This window comes from Sinomicrobium soli, assembly GCF_003285545.1.
Classification (GTDB): domain Bacteria; phylum Bacteroidota; class Bacteroidia; order Flavobacteriales; family Flavobacteriaceae; genus Sinomicrobium.
Window position 1 is genome coordinate 81344 of record NZ_QLNV01000006.1, and the last position, 17550, is coordinate 98893.

Here is a 17550-nt window from a genome sequence, read left to right on the forward strand (position 1 = left end):
TTTTGCAGGGACTAAAAAACAAATGTAGACTAAAGCTTTCCCGGATACAAGTCCGGAAGTGTATAAAAACGGCGTATCAGCGACCGGGTTTTAACTTTTTAACTATAAAATAGTACATGCTAACAGTATCCAATCTTTCTGTTCAATTCGGTAAAAGAGTGTTGTTTGACGAGGTAAACGTGACCTTTACCCAAGGCAACTGTTACGGGATCATAGGGGCCAACGGGGCGGGAAAATCCACCTTCCTCAAAATCCTTTCCGGTAAAATGGAGCCTACTTCCGGACACATATACCTGGAACCCGGCAAACGTATGTCGGTGCTGGAACAGGACCATTATGCGTATGACGACCATACTGTGCTCGAAACGGTCATCATGGGAAACAAACCCCTGTTTGCCATCAAAAAGGAAATGGATGATATTTATGCCAAAGAAGACTTCAGCGATGCCGATGGCGAACGGGTAGGGGAACTGCAGGTACAGTTTGAGGAGATGAACGGCTGGAGTGCCGATAGCGATGCGGCTGCCTTGTTGTCTAACCTTGGCATTTCTGAGGAGTTTCACTACACGGTGATGTCGGATATGGACGGCAAGCTGAAAGTGCGGGTGCTGCTGGCACAGGCCCTGTTCGGCAACCCGGATGTGCTGATCATGGATGAGCCTACCAACGACCTGGACTTTGAAACGATCGGATGGCTGGAGAACTTCCTCGCCAATTACGACAATACCGTGATCGTGGTGTCTCACGACCGCCACTTTCTGGATGCCGTATGTACGCATATTTCCGATATAGATTTCGGGAAGATAAGTCATTATTCCGGGAACTATACCTTCTGGTACGAGAGCAGCCAGCTGGCAGCCCGGCAGCGTGCACAACAGAATAAGAAAGCAGAGGAAAAGGCTAAGGAACTACAGGAATTCATACAGCGCTTCAGTGCCAACGTAGCCAAGTCGAAACAGGCTACCTCCAGGAAAAAAATGCTGGAAAAACTCAAGATCGACGATATCAAGCCTTCCAGCAGAAGGTATCCTGCCATTATCTTTGAGCAGGAGCGGGAAGCCGGAGACCAGATCCTGAATGCCGAAGGGCTTGCCGCTTCGCTGGACGGGGAAGAGCTGTTCAGGAATGTCGATATCAATCTCAACCGGGGAGACAAGGTGGCTGTAATATCTCGTGATTCGAGGGGCACGACGGCCTTTTATGAGATCATCAGCGGTAACCAGGCCCCTGATTCCGGAAAATTCCAGTGGGGTGTAACCACTTCGCAGTCCTATCTGCCTGTGGACAATTCGGGGTATTTCGATAACGACCTTACGCTGGTAGACTGGCTTCGACAATGGGCCAAGACGGAAGAGGAAAGGGAAGAGGTTTACGTACGCGGCTTTCTCGGGAAAATGCTGTTTAGCGGCGAAGAAGCCCTGAAAACGGGAAGGGTACTTTCGGGAGGAGAAAAAGTACGGTGTATGCTGAGCCGGATGATGATGCTCAGAGCCAATGTACTGCTGCTGGACGAGCCTACCAACCACCTCGACCTGGAAAGCATTACGGCTTTCAACAATTCACTGAAGAACTTCAAGGGCACGGTACTGTTTACCACCCACGACCATGAGTTCGCACAAACCGTGGCCAACCGGATCATCGAGCTGACCCCCGGCGGAGTGATCGACAGGTACCTGACTTTTGACGATTATATGAGCGACCCGGCCATTAAGGAACAGCGGAATAAAATGTATCGTTAAAAAACCCGGTATGAGTGAGACCTGGTCGGGTTGTGCCTACCATAGTGCCTGTCCTGACCCTGGGTTGCTGAGTTTGTAGAAGTAAGCCGGGAGAGGGATCTCCGGGCTTACGGTGACGCTCCGTTTGCCTACATCTTCTTTTTCAGGGCAATGGCCTGGCCTTTCCAGTTGTCCCGTTTGATCCGTCCCGGGAAAAACCGTAAGAGTTCGGTCACCTGCTCTATGTCCTGTTCGTTGAACCGGCTGATCTGCTCGTAGGTGAAGATGCCTATGGCATTCAGTTTTTCCTCTATAAACGGACCTATACCGTTTATTTTCTTGAGGTTGTCCCTATGGTCTTCCCCGGCATGTCCCAGCCTCTCGAAGTCCAGGGGATTGTCTCCGGTATATAAGGCGCCACGCCGTTCCCTGGTTTTGACTGCCCTGATATTTCCCGGGGTATTTCCGGGCTGGTTCAGGAGGCTGTCTTCCAGCAGCTGCTTTTCCGTAAGGCATTGGTCCAGTATCTTTCCGTATTTTTTTGCACTGTGTTTTTTCGCAAATAAATAACCGATAAGATAACAGCCGAGGCAGAGTATAAACAATACCAGGTATTCTGTAAAGGTTACAGGTGCTATGTGTTCCATGAGTTCCGGTTTAATTCACTTTAATTTCGATCCTTCGGTTTTTTCTTCGTCCCTCCGGGGTGGCGTTACTTTCTATGGGGTCGTGAGGGCCCCGGGATAATGCTTCCAGTTTCTCCCTGGGAATGCCTTCCCCGACAAGGTAGTGCATCACATTTCTGGCCCGTTGCATCCCTACCCATTCGTTGGCCGCTGCCGTACCGATATTGTCGGTATGCCCGGTAATGACTGCTTTCTTTTCGGGGTATCTCTGCAGGTAGTTCCTGAGTTCTTCGGTATATCCTACCAGCGTATTATCCGGAACAAATTGCTCAGAACCAAAACGGGAGTAGAGAATCTTGTTGGTAATCCCCTTTTCTATAATGGCCTTTCGCGCATCCGGAATGTCCCTGTATTTCAGTGTTATCCCGCCGAAAAAATAACCCCGGCTGTCGTAATTATAGTAGTCTTCGGCTGCTGTAATGTCGATACGGTCGGGATTTATACCATAAGCCACGAGGTGATCTTTCAGGTTGGCGGCACGCCTGAGCCCGAGGGAATCCTTTTCTTCCGGCCGGTAATACCCGGTAATGAGCAGCTCCTGCGCCTGTTCCCTGTTCAGAAAATCGAAAATGCCCTTTTCCAGCTTTTCCCCGGGACCGGACAGGCTTACGGAATCACTTTCCTTCCTGATAATAAATCCGCTGAATGCTTCGGTATCATAATTTTTCCGAAGGGGTTCGGGAAGTGTATCTCTCACAACGGTTTCCTGCGGTGATGTTTCACACAGCTTCTTTATATGGCAGAAATAATAACGTGATCCCAGAAAAAACCATATCGAAAAGACAATAAAGGCAATGATGAAATTTTTCATATTTAACGTATCATTCTGAATAGTCGGTCCAAAGCCTCTTTTATTGATCGTACATTGAGTTCCATAATAATAAAACAGCAATAAAATTGGTTAAAAGTATGAATTTCACCAGGATCAGGCAATGCGGGCCGCTTAAAAAATCAACAGGCTTTTTACCGTAGTTACAATATGGCTGGGTATTGTTATAAAAAAAAGCCGTTTTCTTGTTTTTATAACGGATTTTTCATTTAAATTTGCTGCATTACAATAGAGAAATGACTATAACCGTATTACATCATCACCATTTTTACTCTTGCACTCAGGCGAGGTGAACATGGTATGTGTGTAATTCATAAAAATCCATATAGAGCCCGTTTGAGTGATTCAAACGGGCTTTTTTATTTTTAAACCGTATATCAGCTAATGTATCCCGGAAGGGGCAAAACGAGAACAATGAACAAATTAAAAATTGCTATCCAGAAAAGCGGTCGCCTTAATGAAGATTCCCTTAAGATCCTCAAGGAATGCGGAATTTCGGTGAATAACGGCATAGACCAGCTTAAGGCAGAGGCCTCCGACTTTCCGATGGAGGTACTCTTTCTCAGGAATTCGGATATTCCCCAATACCTTCGCGACGGGGTGGTGGACGTGGCCATTCTCGGAGAAAACCTCCTGGTGGAGAAGGGAGACGATATCCGGGTGGTGGAAAAGCTCGGGTTTTCCAGGTGCCGGGTGTCGGTTGCCGTACCGAAAACATTTCCCTACCGTTCGGTAAAAGATCTCGACGGCCTGAAGATCGCCACCTCTTACCCGAATACGGTCAACGCTTTCCTGGCAGGAAAAGGGATCACGGCAGAACTGCACCAGATATCGGGTTCGGTAGAGATCGCACCCAATATAGGCCTGGCCGATGCCATTGTCGATATCGTATCGAGTGGCAGCACTCTCTTTAAGAACAATCTCAGGGAGGTGGAGATCATCCTGAAAAGCGAGGCCGTACTGGCAGTATCCCCTGCAATCTCGGAAGAGAGCAATGTCTTGCTGAACAGGTTGTTGTTCCGTATACAGTCGGTGCTTAAGGCCAGAAATTCGCGGTACATACTGATGAATGTTCCCAATGACAAGATAGAGGAAGTGGGCAGGATACTCCCGGTACTGAAAAGTCCGACCGTAATGCCGCTGGCCGAAGAAGGGTGGAGCAGCGTACACTCGGTGATCGACAAGAACAAGTTCTGGGAGGTGATCGACGAACTCAAGGCGGTAGGAGCCGAAGGCATCCTGGTATGTCCTATTGAAAAAATGGTACTCTAATAAGAAACAGTGGTTGAGATGAACAGAATATACAATCCCGAACGCACTACATGGCCGGAATTACTGCAAAGGCCGACCCGTACCATAGGCGATATAGAGGCCATGGTAAAGGAAATCTTCAGGGAAGTAAAGGATAAAGGAGACCGGGCGGTGCTGAAATACACCTCGCTGTTCGACGGGGTGTCGCCGGGCAGTATGGTGGTGACCCCGGCCGAAATAGAAGCCGCAGGCGGAATGGTTTCTGGCGAATTAAAAGAAGCCATAGCACTGGCCAGGACCAACATCGAAAAATTTCACGCTGCCCAGAAAACAGGGAGGGTAACGGTAACCACCACCGATGGAATAACGTGCTGGCAGGAAAAGAAACCGATACAGAAGATCGGGCTTTACATCCCCGGGGGTACGGCCCCGTTGTTCTCCACGGTGCTTATGCTTGCCGTGCCCGCTGCTATTGCGGGATGCGGGGAGATCGTACTTTGTTCTCCCCCGGACAAACAGGGGAATATACATCCTGCGATCCTGTACACTGCCGGACTGTGCGGGGTAAACCGGATCCTCAAGGTGGGAGGGATACAGGCCGTTGCGGGAATGACGTTCGGTACGGAAAGCATTCCGCAGGTGTACAAGATATTCGGGCCGGGTAACCAGTATGTCACCGTGGCCAAACAGCTGGCTACCCAGTACGGTGTGGCCATCGATATGCCCGCAGGCCCTTCGGAACTTCTGGTCCTGGCCGATGACAGCGCCGATGCCGGGTTTGTAGCTTCCGATCTCCTTTCACAGGCAGAACACGGTAAAGACAGCCAGGTACTGCTGGTGTCCACTTCGAAAGACCTGATCGATGCGGTGGAAAAGGAGCTGGAGCAGCAGATGGAAGCCCTGCCCCGAAAGGACATAGCCGAAGCGGCCATAGGGAATTCAAAACTGATCTATGTGCAGGATAAGGAGGATGCCCTCGAACTGGTGAACAGCTATGGCCCCGAGCACCTTATTATATGCAGCGCGGAAGAAGGATTTTATGTGGAGGGCATTGTCAATGCAGGGTCGGTGTTTATCGGGAACTACACCCCGGAAAGTGCGGGAGATTATGCATCGGGTACTAACCATACACTGCCTACCAACGGGTATGCCCGTAATTACAGTGGGGTAAACCTGGACAGCTTTACCAAATCGGTTACCTTCCAGAAAATTACCGAAGAAGGGATCAGGCATATCGGGAATGCTATAGAACTGATGGCGGATGCGGAAGGCCTGCAGGCACATAAAAATGCGGTTACCCTGAGGTTGAACCGTCTTGAAAACAAGAAATAATGAAGGAGACACTATTTGATATCAACCGGCTGGTAAGGCCTAATGTGGCCCGGCTGAAACCGTATTCTTCCGCCAGGGACGAATTTGAGGATTTTGAGGCCGAAATGGTATTTATCGATGCCAATGAGAACCCTTTTGAAAGCGATGTAAACCGCTATCCGGACCCGCAGCAGCGGAAGCTGAAAGAGGTACTGGCCGCCCGGAGGGGGGTGCCGGCGGACAACATTCTTCTCGGTAACGGAAGTGATGAAGTGCTCGACCTGCTGTTCAGGGCGTTCTGCGAACCGGCACAGGACAATGTGCTGACCCTGCCCCCGACCTATGGCATGTATAAGGTACTGGCAGAGATCAACAATGTGGAAAACAGGGAGGTGCTGCTGTCGCAGGAATACCAGCCCAGGGTGAAGGATATACTGGAAGCGGCCGACCGGAATACGAAAATACTGTTCCTGTGCTCTCCCAATAATCCCACGGGGAACTCCTTCTCCGCGGAAAGTGTTACGGCCCTCCTGGAAGGTTTTGGCGGACTCGTAGTGATCGACGAGGCGTATATTGATTTTTCCGCGCAGGAAAGCTGTCTGCACAGGCTGGAGGAATACCCCAACCTGGTGGTTACCCAGACCCTGTCTAAAGCATACGGCCTGGCGGGAATACGGCTGGGCATCTGCTTTGCATCGCCGGGGGTCATCGCCGTGCTCAACAGGATAAAACCGCCGTATAACGTAAATGCACTGACCCAGAGACGGGCATTGATCCGATTGGATGATCCGGATAGTATAGATAAGGAAGTATCTGATGTAAAGAGGGAAAAGGGGCTTTTATTTAATGCATTACTTGAAGTAAAATTTGTGTCGCAGGTATTTCCTTCCGATGCCAATTTTATCCTGGCCAGGGTAGACGACGCCAACCTGAGGTACAGGCAACTGCTGGACAAAGGTATCGTGGTACGGAACCGGACGACACAGCCGCTTTGCGAAAATTGCCTGCGTTTTACGGTGGGAACCCCTGAAGAGAACAGTAGACTGATGGAAGAACTGCGCGGGATGGTTTGAATGTGATAATGTGGCAATTGGTCAATTAGCCAATTAGTCAATGTGATAATTAATTGATCTTAAAAATATATTTGTGTGAAAAAAGTATTGTTTATAGATCGTGACGGTACCTTGATAAAGGAACCGGAAGACGAACAGATCGATGCCTTTGAAAAACTGGAATTCTATCCCGGCATGTTTACCTGGATGGGACGTATTGCCCGGGAACTGGATTATGAGCTGGTGATGGTGACCAACCAGGACGGACTGGGAACGGATGCTTTTCCGGAAGATACGTTCTGGCCGGTGCATAACCTGGTACTGAAAAGCCTGGAAAACGAAGGGATAGTGTTTGACCGGATCTTTATAGACCGCAGCTTTCCCGAAGAGAACTCACCCGACAGGAAGCCTGAAACCGGGTTGCTTACCCCGTATTTTTCAGAGGAATACGACCTGGAAAATTCACTGGTTATAGGCGACAGGCTCACTGATGTGGAGCTGGCCAAAAACCTCGGGGCCAGGGCGGTGTTCATCAACAATAACACCCGGCTCGGAACGGGGGAGGTTACCGCCGGGGCAGAGGAACTTCAGGCCTGTATAGCCCTGGAAACCGATAATTGGAAGGCGATATACGAATTTCTGAAACTGGAACGGCGCACCGCTTCGGTAGAGCGAAAGACCAATGAGACCGATATAAAAATAGACCTTAACCTCGACGGTACCGGTAAGAGCGATATCACGACGGGGATCGCCTTCTTCGACCATATGCTCGATCAGCTGGCCAGGCACGGGCAGATGGATCTCTTTATTCGTGTTGAGGGCGACCTGGAGGTGGATGAACACCACACTATTGAAGATACTGCCATTGCACTGGGAGAGGCATTCCGGAAGGCGCTGGGAAATAAACTGGGTATAGAGCGGTATGGATTCTGCCTGCCTATGGACGACTGTCTCGCGCAGGTGGCCATCGATTTCGGGGGAAGGAACTGGCTGGTATGGGATGCCGAATTCAGGCGGGAGATGATCGGAAAGATGCCTACGGAGATGTTCTATCACTTTTTTAAGTCTTTTACCGACGGGGCCGGGGCAAACCTGAATGTCAAGGCCGAAGGGCAGAACGAACACCACAAGATAGAAGCTGTTTTCAAGGCTTTTGCCAAAGCTGTGAAGATGGCAGTAAAAAGGGATGTGGAAAAAATGGTACTCCCTACTACAAAGGGAATGATCTGAAGCAGGTATGAAGAACATCGTTATTATTGACTACGGGGCGGGAAATATCCAGAGCGTGAAATTTGCCGTGGAACGACTGGGGCATCAGGCCGTACTTACGGATGATGCAGCAACCATTAAAAAGGCCGATAAGGTTATTTTTCCGGGGGTGGGGGCCGCGGGAAGCGCCATGAGTAAACTCAGGGCCACCGGGCTCGACAGGCTTATCCCGGAGCTGGAGCAGCCGGTGCTGGGTATATGCCTGGGGATGCAGCTGATGTGCAGGCATTCGGAAGAAGGAAATACTTCGGGACTGGGAATATTTGATGCCGATGTGCTCCGGTTTCCGGATAGCGTGAAGGTACCCCAGATAGGATGGAACCGGATTTCCGGGTTGAAATCGGACCTTTTCGACGGGATACGGGACGGGGAATTCATGTACCTGGTACACAGTTATTACGTGCCCGACTGCCCCGAAGCTGTCGCTTATACGTCCTATGGCATTGCGTATGCTTCTGCCCTGAAAAAGGATAATTTTTACGGGGTGCAGTTCCATCCCGAAAAGAGCAGTACGGCAGGAGCAGCAGTTTTAAAAAATTTTCTGGAAACCGTTTCTTAAAATTACAGATTTATCACCATGAGAATAATACCGGCAATAGATATTATAGAAGGCAAATGTGTACGGCTTTCGAAAGGAGATTACAGTACCAGCAAGGTGTACAACGAACACCCTCTCGAGGTGGCCAGACAGTTTGAGGCCCACGGTATAGAATACCTGCACCTGGTAGACCTGGACGGGGCCAGGAGCAGTCATATCGTAAACTACAGGATACTGGAACAGATAGCGTCGAATACCGGTCTTAAGATCGATTTCGGGGGCGGACTCAAATCGGACGATGACCTGAGAATAGCTTTTGAAAGCGGTGCCGCACAGGTTACCGGGGGGAGTATTGCCGTAAAGAACAGGGAGACCTTCCTGGGGTGGCTGGACCGTTACGGCGCGGAAAAAATTATTCTCGGGGCCGATGTACAGCCCGGTCCGGAAGGAGAAAAAATAGCCATAAGCGGCTGGCTCGAAAATTCAAGTATAGATCTGATCCCCTTTATCGAAGGATATAACAAAGAGGGGATTGAATATGTGATATGTACGGATATCAGCAAAGATGGTATGCTGAAGGGGCCGGCGTTCGAACTGTATTCCGGAATACTGGAGCATACCGGAAATACAAAGCTTATCGCTTCGGGCGGGATATCCGCTTTCGAAGAACTTCCCCGCCTTGCAGCCCTGGGATGCGAGGGGACCATTATAGGCAAGGCCATTTACGAGGGTAAGATAAGCCTTAAAGAACTTGAAAACTATATTGTGGCCTGATGCCGTTTGTGTATCGATCACAGTATCAATAGAAAAACATATGTTGACCAAAAGAATCATCCCCTGTCTTGATATCAAGAACGGAAGAACGGTAAAAGGGGTTAATTTTCTCGACCTCAGGGATGCCGGAGACCCGGTGGAACTCGCTGCCATATACGCTGCGGAGGGTGCTGACGAACTGGTGTTCCTGGATATTTCGGCCACCGAGGAAAAACGGAAAACCCTGGCCGAACTGGTCCGGAAAGTAGCGGAAAAAGTGGATATTCCCTTTACGGTGGGAGGGGGGATAGCTGCCGTAGAAGATGTGGAAATACTATTGCATAACGGGGCCGATAAGGTTTCGGTAAATTCTTCTGCGGTAAAACGCCCCGAACTGATCGATGAACTTTCCGGGCGTTTCGGAAGCCAGTGCGTAGTGGTGGCCGTAGATGCCAGGCAGGTAGACGGCCAGTGGAGGGTACACCTGGTCGGGGGCAAGGTGCCTACGGAGATCCCCCTGTATGAATGGGTCACGGAGGCCGAACGGCGCGGCGCCGGGGAGATACTCTTTACCTCTATGGATCACGACGGGACCAAGAACGGTTTTGCCAATGAAGCCCTGGCACATATTTCCGGACTGGTAAATATCCCGGTGATCGCTTCGGGAGGGGCCGGGGAAATGCAGCATTTTGCCGACGCCTTCCTGAAAGGAAAAGCTGATGCCGCCCTGGCAGCCAGCGTATTTCATTTCAAGGAGATGGAGATCAATCCGCTGAAAGCTTTTTTAAGGGCACAGGATATTGCAGTGCGTTTGTAATCATGGAAGTCGGAAGTCGGGAGTTCATCCCGACGGTAGGAGAACCCCGAAGGGCTCAACGTAGTTAAATCTCTTTTTAGCCGTTGTGCTGTTGAAGTTCCTTTGGGCTTGGGTTGAGATTCTTCACTGCGTTCTGAATGACAGGATTGTCATTCCGACGGCAGGAGAACCCCGAAGGGCTCAACGTAGTTAAATCTCTTTTTAGCCGTTGTGCTGTTGAAGTTCTTTTGGGCTTGGGTCGAGATTCTTCCCTGCCTGCCGGCAGGCAGGGACTACGCTGCGCTTCGCTCTGAATGACAAACTAAATTAACCTGTGTAAACTAACAACTAACAAACTAAATCACGATCATCATGAATATAGATTTTGAAAAAAACGACGGCCTGGTACCTGCCGTTATACAGGATGCCGAGACCCGGGCCGTACTGATGCTGGGGTATATGAACGAGGCCGCTTACCAAAAAACCGTGGAAAGCGGTATGGTGACCTTTTTCAGCCGCAGCAAACAGCGTTTATGGACCAAGGGCGAGGAGAGCGGCAATGTATTGCTCCTGGCCGATATTAAGGCAGACTGTGACGGCGATACCCTGCTGGTCCGGGCATACCCGAAGGGGCCTACTTGCCATACCGGTACCGATACCTGCTGGAAAGAGGACAACCGCCCGCATTTCGGTTTCCTGTCGGAACTGGAAGGTGTCATTGCCCGGAGAAAAGAGGAAGGAGGAAAGGACAGTTATGTGGCTTCCCTTTTCGGGAAGGGGATCAACAAGATCGCCCAGAAAGTGGGAGAGGAGGCCGTTGAAGTGGTTATCGAGGCCAAGGACAACGATAAAGACCTGTTTCTCAACGAGAGTGCAGACCTGCTTTTTCACTACCTTATCCTGTTGCAGGCCAAGGGGTATACCCTGGAAGACGTTATCAAAATTCTTAAGGATCGGCATAGGAAATAAATAGTTTCTCAGTATCTTTAGAGATATGAAGAAAAAAACACGCCCGGCCAGGAAGAGAAGGAGAAACATAGGTTCCGTACCCGGAACCATGACGTATACGGGGGTCCGGACAGAAGAGGATTTCTCTATCGAGGTTATAGATTACGACAGGGAAAACTGTACGCATACCGTATTTGACAATGTGGAAAAGGTATTGCCTTTCTGTACCGGGAACAAGACGACCTGGATCAACGTTAACGGATTGCGGAACGTAAAGGCGATAGAGACCCTTGGCAAACATCTGAACTGGCATCCGCTGGTACTCGAAGATATCGTGGACACCTATCAGCGCCCCAAGATCGACGAGTTCGAGGATTATCTTTTTGTGGTGTTCAAAATGTTGTACTACCAGGAGGACAGGCTGGTGATCGAACACCTCAGCCTGGTTATGGGGCAGGGATATGTGGTTACTTTTCAGGAAGAACCGCAACAGGATGTTTTCGATGACCTGAGAAAACGCATTATAGAAAATCGCGGGCGGGTCAGGAATGAAAAGTCCGATTACCTGCTGTTTATCCTGCTCGACGCCGTTACCGACCATTATTTCCTGGTGGCTGAAACGCTGGGAGAGAAGATAGAAGATATAGAAGACCAGTTATTTGAGGGAGGGGATAAGGCCGATCTTACCAGGGATATCCTGCTGCTGAAAAAGGAAACCCTTCGTATGAAACGCTCTGTATTTCCTGCAAGGGAGATCGTCAGCCGTATAGAAAAAACCGATTCCGACCTCATCAGTGCGCATATCGAGAACTTTTATCGCGATCTTTACGATCATGCCATACAGGTCGTGGAATATATCGAGATGTACCGGGAGATGATCATGAGCCTTATGGAAATGTATATGAGTACCATAAGCAACAGGATGAATAACATCATGAAGGTACTGACGGTGATCGCCACCATTTTTATCCCCCTGACCTTTATTGCGGGGGTTTACGGCATGAATTTTGACAACATGCCCGAACTGCACGGAAAGTACAGTTATTTTATCCTCATGGGAGTCATGCTCCTGATCTTTATCGGGATGTTGTTATACTTCAAAAGGAAAAAATGGCTGTAGTGAATCAAACACTGCATTCCACATCTGCTTCCAGCAATTGCAGGCAATCCTTGACCGTTTCGATAACGGTATTCATCATCCGCTTGTTCAGGGTGGAGGAATTCCGTATGTATTCCGCGTATTCCGCTACGGTAAACTGGCCTATGATCATGCCCTTGAGGGAGTTCCGGAACTTGATGTCCTTCTGGATGGCATTTTCGATATAGTGCAGTTTCTTTTCGGTATTCAGGGTGTAGAACACCCCCTTGTGTTTGTTGGCATAATTCCTGAAAGCCTCTACCAGTAGTTCCCTTTGCAGTTTGATAACAGGGCGTAGCGTAGCATTCTGAAAGTATTCATCACTACTCATCGTGTCGTAAACCAGTGCATCGGGAATTTCGGGACGGATACGGAGCAAGCCTTTTGATCTGTTGTCCATAATAGCAGTTTTATTAAAGGTACTTCTTATATGAACGCTTCCGGAAAGATAGGGGCATAGTTGTTAACCATCTTATAAACATCCCTGTACTTTCCACCCGGAAAGGTATTTTAACATCTTATAGGCATATATTGTGTATGGCTTTACTTATTTTTGGATACCGGTTCCTGACCAAATGTTATTCAGGCATGAATTTTGTTGTACGTGGCGTATGAAAAGTCTATTTTTTATATTTGTTTTGCTGGGGGTTACGGCCCGCTTATCGGCCCAGGGAGATATCCCCATAAAGTCCGTTCCCATTCCGGCGGAAAAAAAGTCACTCCCCAAAAGCAATTCGGCCGGGGAAGGAGGCTCCATTCTCAATACGCCCGATATCATGGAATCTCCCATGCTTAATCCCTACAGGAAAAACACAAAGTATACCCTGGACCCCTCCGAGGACCAGAGCAATTTCATGCAGAAAGAACAGTTTCTCAATCCGGGTGAAAAATACAATTCTAAGATCAACAGGCAGTTTACGGGTACCGAAGGGGAGGACCGCAACGGGAATTATACGACCACCGGTTACCTCGGAGACTTTAAGACGAACTCCAAAACAGTGGGCCTGGCCTGCCGGGACCACGAGTATGTGGATGGTGACCGGGTGCGGATTTATCTCAACGACAGCGTAGTGGTATACGATGTGACACTCGAAGCGGGATTCAAGGTCTTTCACATACCGCTGCAGAAAGGTTTCAACAAGATCGAGTTTCAGGCGTTGAACCAGGGTAGTTCGGGCCCCAATACGGCCGAACTCCGGGTATTCGGCGACCAGGGAGAGCTGTTGTCGGCCAATGAATGGCTGCTGAATACGGGCGGAAAGGCTACCATGATCGTCGTCAAGGACGAGGAAGAATGATCTGATTCTCTTATTCTTATTTTAATGGCAGATCGACCCGGACACCGTTGACCCAGTAGCACGGGCGGTAAGCGGTGGGGACATTCCCGGTAGCCCCGGTAACATAAATATCGGTACCATCTATATAAATACCATAAGCCTGGGCGTGGTCTTCCAGTTCATGATACGTGCCGTTGACCCAGTAACAGGCCGTATGTGAGGTGCTGTTCGACCCGTGTTTGTTGACGAATCCCGCAGCGTAAACATCAGATTCACCGGAGGTGATCTGCCATACCTCCCCATAGCGGTTGTCGAGTACCACAGGCTCGGTATTTTTCCAGTACATAGGAAATCCGCAGACCGCACTTATATAAAATTCATCTGCATTTTTCATGTAAATGGTGCTGATACCCTGAAATGACGGTGTATTTTCCGGGAGCTGCAGGGGAAGTCGGGAAGAATGGCCGTCCCAGATAAAAGGGACACGCGGATTCAATACGGCAATACTGTCTCCGTATACTCCCGATTCAAAAAAACCGGCAAAATAAGGATGGTCTTCCGCAAAGTCGACCGCGGAAAGTACTCCCAGGCTATCCGCAGGCATTTCCATACGAACACCATCTTCGTAATATTGAAGAACATGGTCTTTTTCGGAGACAAACTGGTTAAAACTGTATTCCCTGAGAACACCCCGGGTATCCCGGTACCTGTATATCCGCCTGAATTCATCGTCCACGGCCTGCCTGTATATGGCGGGCTGGCCGGTCAGTGCCTCGAAATCTTCTTCAGAAGCCGGTTCACCGTTGATCCAATACCCGGTGCGGAGCTGCCGGTGCCGGGAAATGAAGCCACTGACCAGGATATTTCCCTCATGAACCAGTACGGACTGTCCGCTGCCGAAAACAGCATCAGCTGCATCGTCATCATTCTGACAGCCGGTAAAAAAACAGGTTATAAGCAGTAATAATAAAAGACGCGGTGAAGGTGAAACGAAAGTTTTCATGTGTTATGTGGCATTTTAATGGTGTGTGTATTCATATACCCGGGGCCGATGGTCAGTCGGAGGTCGTTACACGTAGTAGATGTGATGCTCTGATATAGGTTGCGCGAAACCGTAAGGAGAAATGTTAAAATCGGAAAAAGTATCCGGGATATGAATTTTTTAGAGGTGATATCATTATATTTGTTATATAGAATCATTCTTAATAAAGACCTCCGGATCATAGCGTATTAACCTTTAAAAAAGTATTATGAAAAAAGCAGAACGACAATTCTTAGTGGCAGGTACACTATTGTTGACGGTTGGTCTGGTGCAGCGGGCTGCCGCCCAGCAGATTGAAAAAACCGTAAAACCGGGAGAGCAGATTTACGAGATCGTATACAATGACAAGGATCATTCGGTGTACGTGGCCTCGTTCGGCCCGATGTCCAAAGAGATTTTTGAAAGCAAGCAGTTCCGCTCCCGTATATATAAACTGGATGCTGACGACCTGACGGTTTCGGATAGTATAGATGTTTCGTCAGCGCCTGCATTCGGCCTTGGTATAAACCGAAAAACCCAGACCTTGTATACTTCCAATACTGTTTCGGGGAGTGTATCGGCTATCGATCTGGCTACCGGTGAGGCCATTGCCGAAATAACCGCCCCGCAGGGGGAGGCCCATACGCGGGAAGTGGTGGTTGATGAGGCCACCAATACGGTATATGTCACCGACCCCGGAGAAGAAAGCAGGGTGTGGGTTATTGACGGGGCTTCAAATACCCTTAAGACTACCATAGCAAACACGGGAAACCTTACTACGGGCATAGCCCTGGACCAAAAGGAAAACGTGCTGTATGCATGTAATCTCGGGGATAACAATATTGTGGAGATCGATCTTAAAACGCACAAGGTGGTGAAAACGTTTCCGGCCGGTGGTGAAAAACCTACCAACCTGGCATATGATCCTCGCGGAAAACGTCTTTTCGTATCCAACCAGGGAACGGGAAATGTTTCGGTACTCGATGCTCATTCCGGAAAGGTGATCAGGACTATCCCCACGGGAGAAGGTGCGCTGGGCATATCTTTCAACCCCAAAAAGAAACTTCTTTATATTGCCAACAGACAGGCAGGTACGGTGACTGTGGTGGATACCGGTAACTATGCGGTATTGAAAAACCTGAAAACAGGGACCCATCCGAATACGGTGGCCATTGATGTCAAGTCAGGAAATGCCTATGTAACCAACAAGGCCCGTAGTGACAGGGACAATCCTTCCCTGAAGGACCCGGAAGGAGATACCGTGAGCCTTATTAGCTTATAATAATTAATAAACAACTATATAAAAAACGCCGGAGACTGCATATTCCCGGCGTTTTTTATTGTTTCTGTGCAAACAGTGAGCGTTGTCTTTCGTCAGACCTTTAACGCTTTCATGTATACGGCATCATTTTTAAGGCTTTCCAAAGGCGAAACAGGATATTGTTCCTGTTCTACGATAAAGTGCCGGATATTGCTTTTAAGAACGCTGCGAAGTGTTTTCTTAACATCCACGCTCCCGTCACCGAGATCGCACTGCAGGGGTTTTCCGTCCTTGATGTTATAGTCTTTGATATGGCATAATTCATAGCGTTTCCCGTACTTTTTAAGATGGGCGGCCGTGTCTGCACCGGCAACATCGATCCAGCAGAGATCGAGTTCGAACAAGACGTTTTCCGGGTCGGTGTTTTCGATCAGGAATTCCTGGGGCAGTTTTCCCTCCAGTGGCCTGAAGGAATAATCGTGGTTGTGATAACCGAATTTCAGCCCGGCCTTGCTGACTTCCTCCCCGGTCTTGTTGAATTGCTCGGCGATCCGTTTCCAGTCGTCCCAGCTCTTCTGGGCGCCGATATGGGGGCACAGGATGTATTTTAACCCGGCACCTTCGGCCATTTCGATATTTTTTTTGAGTTTGTCCGGGTTATCGGTCACGGCGTGGTAGTTGAAGTGGGTACTCACCATATTTACGCCTATGTCACCGAGAAAAGTTTTCATTTCCTGCGGGGCCATTCCCCAGAGGAATCCCTTTTTCCCTGCATAGCTTTCGAACTGTCTGTATCCCATGGCGGCGAGTTTTTTCATCACCCCCCTGGGGTCCTGTGGCAATACATCCCTCACGCTGTACAACTGTACCCCGAAAGGATCGATGGACCTGCTTTTCAATACCCCGGCCATCAGTTCGCCCTGTCCCAGGGCAACAGTACCTGCGGTAAGTATTCCGGTACTCCTGATAAAATTTCGTCTGTTCATGTGCAATCGGTATTTAGTGTTTTATTTTTTAGTCATTCGGAAAAAGCCATACAATATACAATATTATGCGGGGCTTCGCTTTCTCTCGGAAAATATCAATTAAAAATGTCTCAATCATGAGACATTTTATTTATCTTTAACCCCGTGAAAGCAGATACCAGACAAGGAATTATTGAAGCCGCCATTTCCGTATTCAACGGCGATTTATCTGCGCCACTGGAAAGAGTGGCACAGGAAGCGGGGATTACACGCAGAACATTACATCGCTATTTCAGGGACAGGGACGAGTTGCTGGCCGCCTGCAACCGGTATATGGTATTGGCTTGCCGGGAAGCCATGGAAGAAGCTTCGCGGAAAGCATCCGGACCGCTTCAGCTGCTCGAATACCAGCTGTATGCTGCCATTGACTGCGGGGTTAAATACGCGTTTCTGCGACAGATACACCGTGCTCGTGATCACCATCATACCCACAGCGATAAGAATTGCGAGGATTACGACCGTACCTTCCGGTCCTTTAACCGTGTCATAGAAGAACTCAGGGATAAGGGAGAGATCAGTAACCATCTTCCTTCTTCGTGGATAGCAGTGCTGTTTCCGGGAATTGTATCGGCGGCTATCAGCAGCCTGAAGGACGAGGGAATGCGGGAAAAGGAGGTAAAGAAATTTGCCTGGATCTCCATGAAAAAAGCGATAGGTAATTAAGGAGCTGAATAAAA

General features: G+C 49.1%; 18 protein-coding genes. 13 read left to right on the top strand and 5 right to left on the bottom strand.

The window, feature by feature from the left end; all coding sequences use genetic code 11:
* The first annotated feature begins 116 nt into the window (after positions 1 to 116).
* Positions 117 to 1739 carry an ABC-F family ATP-binding cassette domain-containing protein gene (locus DN748_RS09235; RefSeq protein ID WP_112371506.1) on the top strand — a complete coding sequence of 541 codons (1623 nt, stop codon included), beginning with the start codon at positions 117 to 119 and terminating at the stop codon, positions 1737 to 1739.
* Between the two features lie 128 nt (positions 1740 to 1867).
* On the opposite strand, the gene DN748_RS09240 is transcribed toward DN748_RS09235, so the two are convergent.
* Positions 1868 to 2365 (bottom strand): hypothetical protein, encoded by a 498-nt coding sequence (locus tag DN748_RS09240; protein WP_112371507.1) that lies wholly within the window; start codon positions 2363 to 2365, stop codon positions 1868 to 1870.
* A gap of 10 nt (positions 2366 to 2375) precedes the next feature.
* The gene (locus DN748_RS09245; protein WP_112371508.1) at positions 2376 to 3215 is read right to left on the bottom strand and encodes an OmpA family protein; all 840 of its coding nucleotides are present in this window, start codon (positions 3213 to 3215) and stop codon (positions 2376 to 2378) included.
* A 432-nt stretch (positions 3216 to 3647) separates the two neighbouring features.
* On the opposite strand from DN748_RS09245, the gene hisG reads away from it, so the two are divergent.
* From hisG to corA, 9 genes are all read left to right on the top strand, one after another.
* A complete protein-coding gene (gene hisG, locus DN748_RS09250; protein WP_112371509.1) occupies positions 3648 to 4505 on the top strand; it encodes an ATP phosphoribosyltransferase in 858 nt (285 codons plus the stop codon).
* 18 nt (positions 4506 to 4523) lie between these two features.
* Positions 4524 to 5816 carry a histidinol dehydrogenase gene (gene hisD, locus DN748_RS09255; RefSeq protein ID WP_112371510.1) on the top strand — a complete coding sequence of 431 codons (1293 nt, stop codon included), beginning with the start codon at positions 4524 to 4526 and terminating at the stop codon, positions 5814 to 5816.
* On the top strand, positions 5816 to 6868 hold the full coding sequence (gene hisC / locus DN748_RS09260) for a histidinol-phosphate transaminase (protein ID WP_112371511.1): 1053 nt from the start codon (positions 5816 to 5818) through the stop codon (positions 6866 to 6868). The genes hisD and hisC overlap by 1 nt, the downstream gene beginning before the upstream one ends.
* A 75-nt stretch (positions 6869 to 6943) precedes the next feature.
* Entirely contained in the window at positions 6944 to 8077 is a 1134-nt protein-coding gene (hisB, locus tag DN748_RS09265; protein WP_112371512.1) for a bifunctional histidinol-phosphatase/imidazoleglycerol-phosphate dehydratase HisB, read from the top strand.
* A 7-nt stretch (positions 8078 to 8084) separates the two neighbouring features.
* Positions 8085 to 8675, top strand: a complete 591-nt coding sequence (gene hisH, locus DN748_RS09270) for an imidazole glycerol phosphate synthase subunit HisH (RefSeq protein WP_112371513.1) — start codon at positions 8085 to 8087, stop codon at positions 8673 to 8675.
* An 18-nt stretch (positions 8676 to 8693) separates the two neighbouring features.
* On the top strand, positions 8694 to 9428 hold the full coding sequence (gene hisA / locus DN748_RS09275; RefSeq protein WP_112371514.1) for a 1-(5-phosphoribosyl)-5-[(5-phosphoribosylamino)methylideneamino]imidazole-4-carboxamide isomerase: 735 nt from the start codon (positions 8694 to 8696) through the stop codon (positions 9426 to 9428).
* 40 nt (positions 9429 to 9468) lie between these two features.
* Positions 9469 to 10224: an imidazole glycerol phosphate synthase subunit HisF gene (gene hisF / locus DN748_RS09280; protein ID WP_112371515.1), complete on the top strand. Its 756-nt coding sequence runs from the start codon at positions 9469 to 9471 to the stop codon at positions 10222 to 10224.
* Positions 10225 to 10575: 351 nt separating this feature from the next.
* A complete protein-coding gene (gene hisIE / locus DN748_RS09285) occupies positions 10576 to 11172 on the top strand; it encodes a bifunctional phosphoribosyl-AMP cyclohydrolase/phosphoribosyl-ATP diphosphatase HisIE (RefSeq protein ID WP_112371516.1) in 597 nt (198 codons plus the stop codon).
* Positions 11173 to 11197: 25 nt separating this feature from the next.
* On the top strand, positions 11198 to 12271 hold the full coding sequence (gene corA / locus DN748_RS09290; RefSeq protein ID WP_112371517.1) for a magnesium/cobalt transporter CorA: 1074 nt from the start codon (positions 11198 to 11200) through the stop codon (positions 12269 to 12271).
* 4 nt (positions 12272 to 12275) lie between these two features.
* Here the strand turns inward: corA and DN748_RS09295 are convergent, their stop codons facing one another.
* On the bottom strand, positions 12276 to 12689 hold the full coding sequence (locus DN748_RS09295) for a glyoxalase (RefSeq protein WP_112371518.1): 414 nt from the start codon (positions 12687 to 12689) through the stop codon (positions 12276 to 12278).
* A gap of 211 nt (positions 12690 to 12900) precedes the next feature.
* Here DN748_RS09295 and DN748_RS09300 point away from each other — a divergent pair, with 211 nt between their 5' ends.
* Positions 12901 to 13587 (top strand): hypothetical protein, encoded by a 687-nt coding sequence (locus tag DN748_RS09300; protein WP_146746587.1) that lies wholly within the window; start codon positions 12901 to 12903, stop codon positions 13585 to 13587.
* Between the two features lie 16 nt (positions 13588 to 13603).
* Here the strand turns inward: DN748_RS09300 and DN748_RS09305 are convergent, their stop codons facing one another.
* Positions 13604 to 14569, bottom strand: a complete 966-nt coding sequence (locus tag DN748_RS09305; RefSeq protein WP_112371520.1) for a hypothetical protein — start codon at positions 14567 to 14569, stop codon at positions 13604 to 13606.
* 247 nt (positions 14570 to 14816) lie between these two features.
* Here DN748_RS09305 and DN748_RS09310 point away from each other — a divergent pair, with 247 nt between their 5' ends.
* Positions 14817 to 15869 carry a YncE family protein gene (locus tag DN748_RS09310; RefSeq protein WP_112371521.1) on the top strand — a complete coding sequence of 351 codons (1053 nt, stop codon included), beginning with the start codon at positions 14817 to 14819 and terminating at the stop codon, positions 15867 to 15869.
* Positions 15870 to 15961: 92 nt separating this feature from the next.
* Here the strand turns inward: DN748_RS09310 and DN748_RS09315 are convergent, their stop codons facing one another.
* Positions 15962 to 16834 carry a sugar phosphate isomerase/epimerase family protein gene (locus DN748_RS09315; RefSeq protein WP_112371522.1) on the bottom strand — a complete coding sequence of 291 codons (873 nt, stop codon included), beginning with the start codon at positions 16832 to 16834 and terminating at the stop codon, positions 15962 to 15964.
* Between the two features lie 144 nt (positions 16835 to 16978).
* Here DN748_RS09315 and DN748_RS09320 point away from each other — a divergent pair, with 144 nt between their 5' ends.
* The gene (locus tag DN748_RS09320) at positions 16979 to 17536 is read left to right on the top strand and encodes a TetR/AcrR family transcriptional regulator (protein WP_161554520.1); all 558 of its coding nucleotides are present in this window, start codon (positions 16979 to 16981) and stop codon (positions 17534 to 17536) included.
* Positions 17537 to 17550 lie beyond the last annotated feature (14 nt).

Coding starts and splice junctions, on each gene's coding strand:
- DN748_RS09315 (WP_112371522.1), bottom strand. CDS start 16,834: ATGAACAGACGAAATTTTATCAGGAGTACCGGAATACTTACCGCAGGT.
- DN748_RS09310 (WP_112371521.1), top strand. CDS start 14,817: ATGAAAAAAGCAGAACGACAATTCTTAGTGGCAGGTACACTATTGTTG.
- DN748_RS09245 (WP_112371508.1), bottom strand. CDS start 3,215: ATGAAAAATTTCATCATTGCCTTTATTGTCTTTTCGATATGGTTTTTT.
- hisG (WP_112371509.1), top strand. CDS start 3,648: ATGAACAAATTAAAAATTGCTATCCAGAAAAGCGGTCGCCTTAATGAA.
- DN748_RS09235 (WP_112371506.1), top strand. CDS start 117: ATGCTAACAGTATCCAATCTTTCTGTTCAATTCGGTAAAAGAGTGTTG.
- hisC (WP_112371511.1), top strand. CDS start 5,816: ATGAAGGAGACACTATTTGATATCAACCGGCTGGTAAGGCCTAATGTG.
- hisIE (WP_112371516.1), top strand. CDS start 10,576: ATGAATATAGATTTTGAAAAAAACGACGGCCTGGTACCTGCCGTTATA.
- DN748_RS09305 (WP_112371520.1), bottom strand. CDS start 14,569: ATGAAAACTTTCGTTTCACCTTCACCGCGTCTTTTATTATTACTGCTT.
- hisH (WP_112371513.1), top strand. CDS start 8,085: ATGAAGAACATCGTTATTATTGACTACGGGGCGGGAAATATCCAGAGC.
- hisD (WP_112371510.1), top strand. CDS start 4,524: ATGAACAGAATATACAATCCCGAACGCACTACATGGCCGGAATTACTG.
- hisA (WP_112371514.1), top strand. CDS start 8,694: ATGAGAATAATACCGGCAATAGATATTATAGAAGGCAAATGTGTACGG.
- DN748_RS09295 (WP_112371518.1), bottom strand. CDS start 12,689: ATGGACAACAGATCAAAAGGCTTGCTCCGTATCCGTCCCGAAATTCCC.
- DN748_RS09300 (WP_146746587.1), top strand. CDS start 12,901: ATGAAAAGTCTATTTTTTATATTTGTTTTGCTGGGGGTTACGGCCCGC.
- corA (WP_112371517.1), top strand. CDS start 11,198: ATGAAGAAAAAAACACGCCCGGCCAGGAAGAGAAGGAGAAACATAGGT.
- DN748_RS09240 (WP_112371507.1), bottom strand. CDS start 2,365: ATGGAACACATAGCACCTGTAACCTTTACAGAATACCTGGTATTGTTT.
- hisF (WP_112371515.1), top strand. CDS start 9,469: ATGTTGACCAAAAGAATCATCCCCTGTCTTGATATCAAGAACGGAAGA.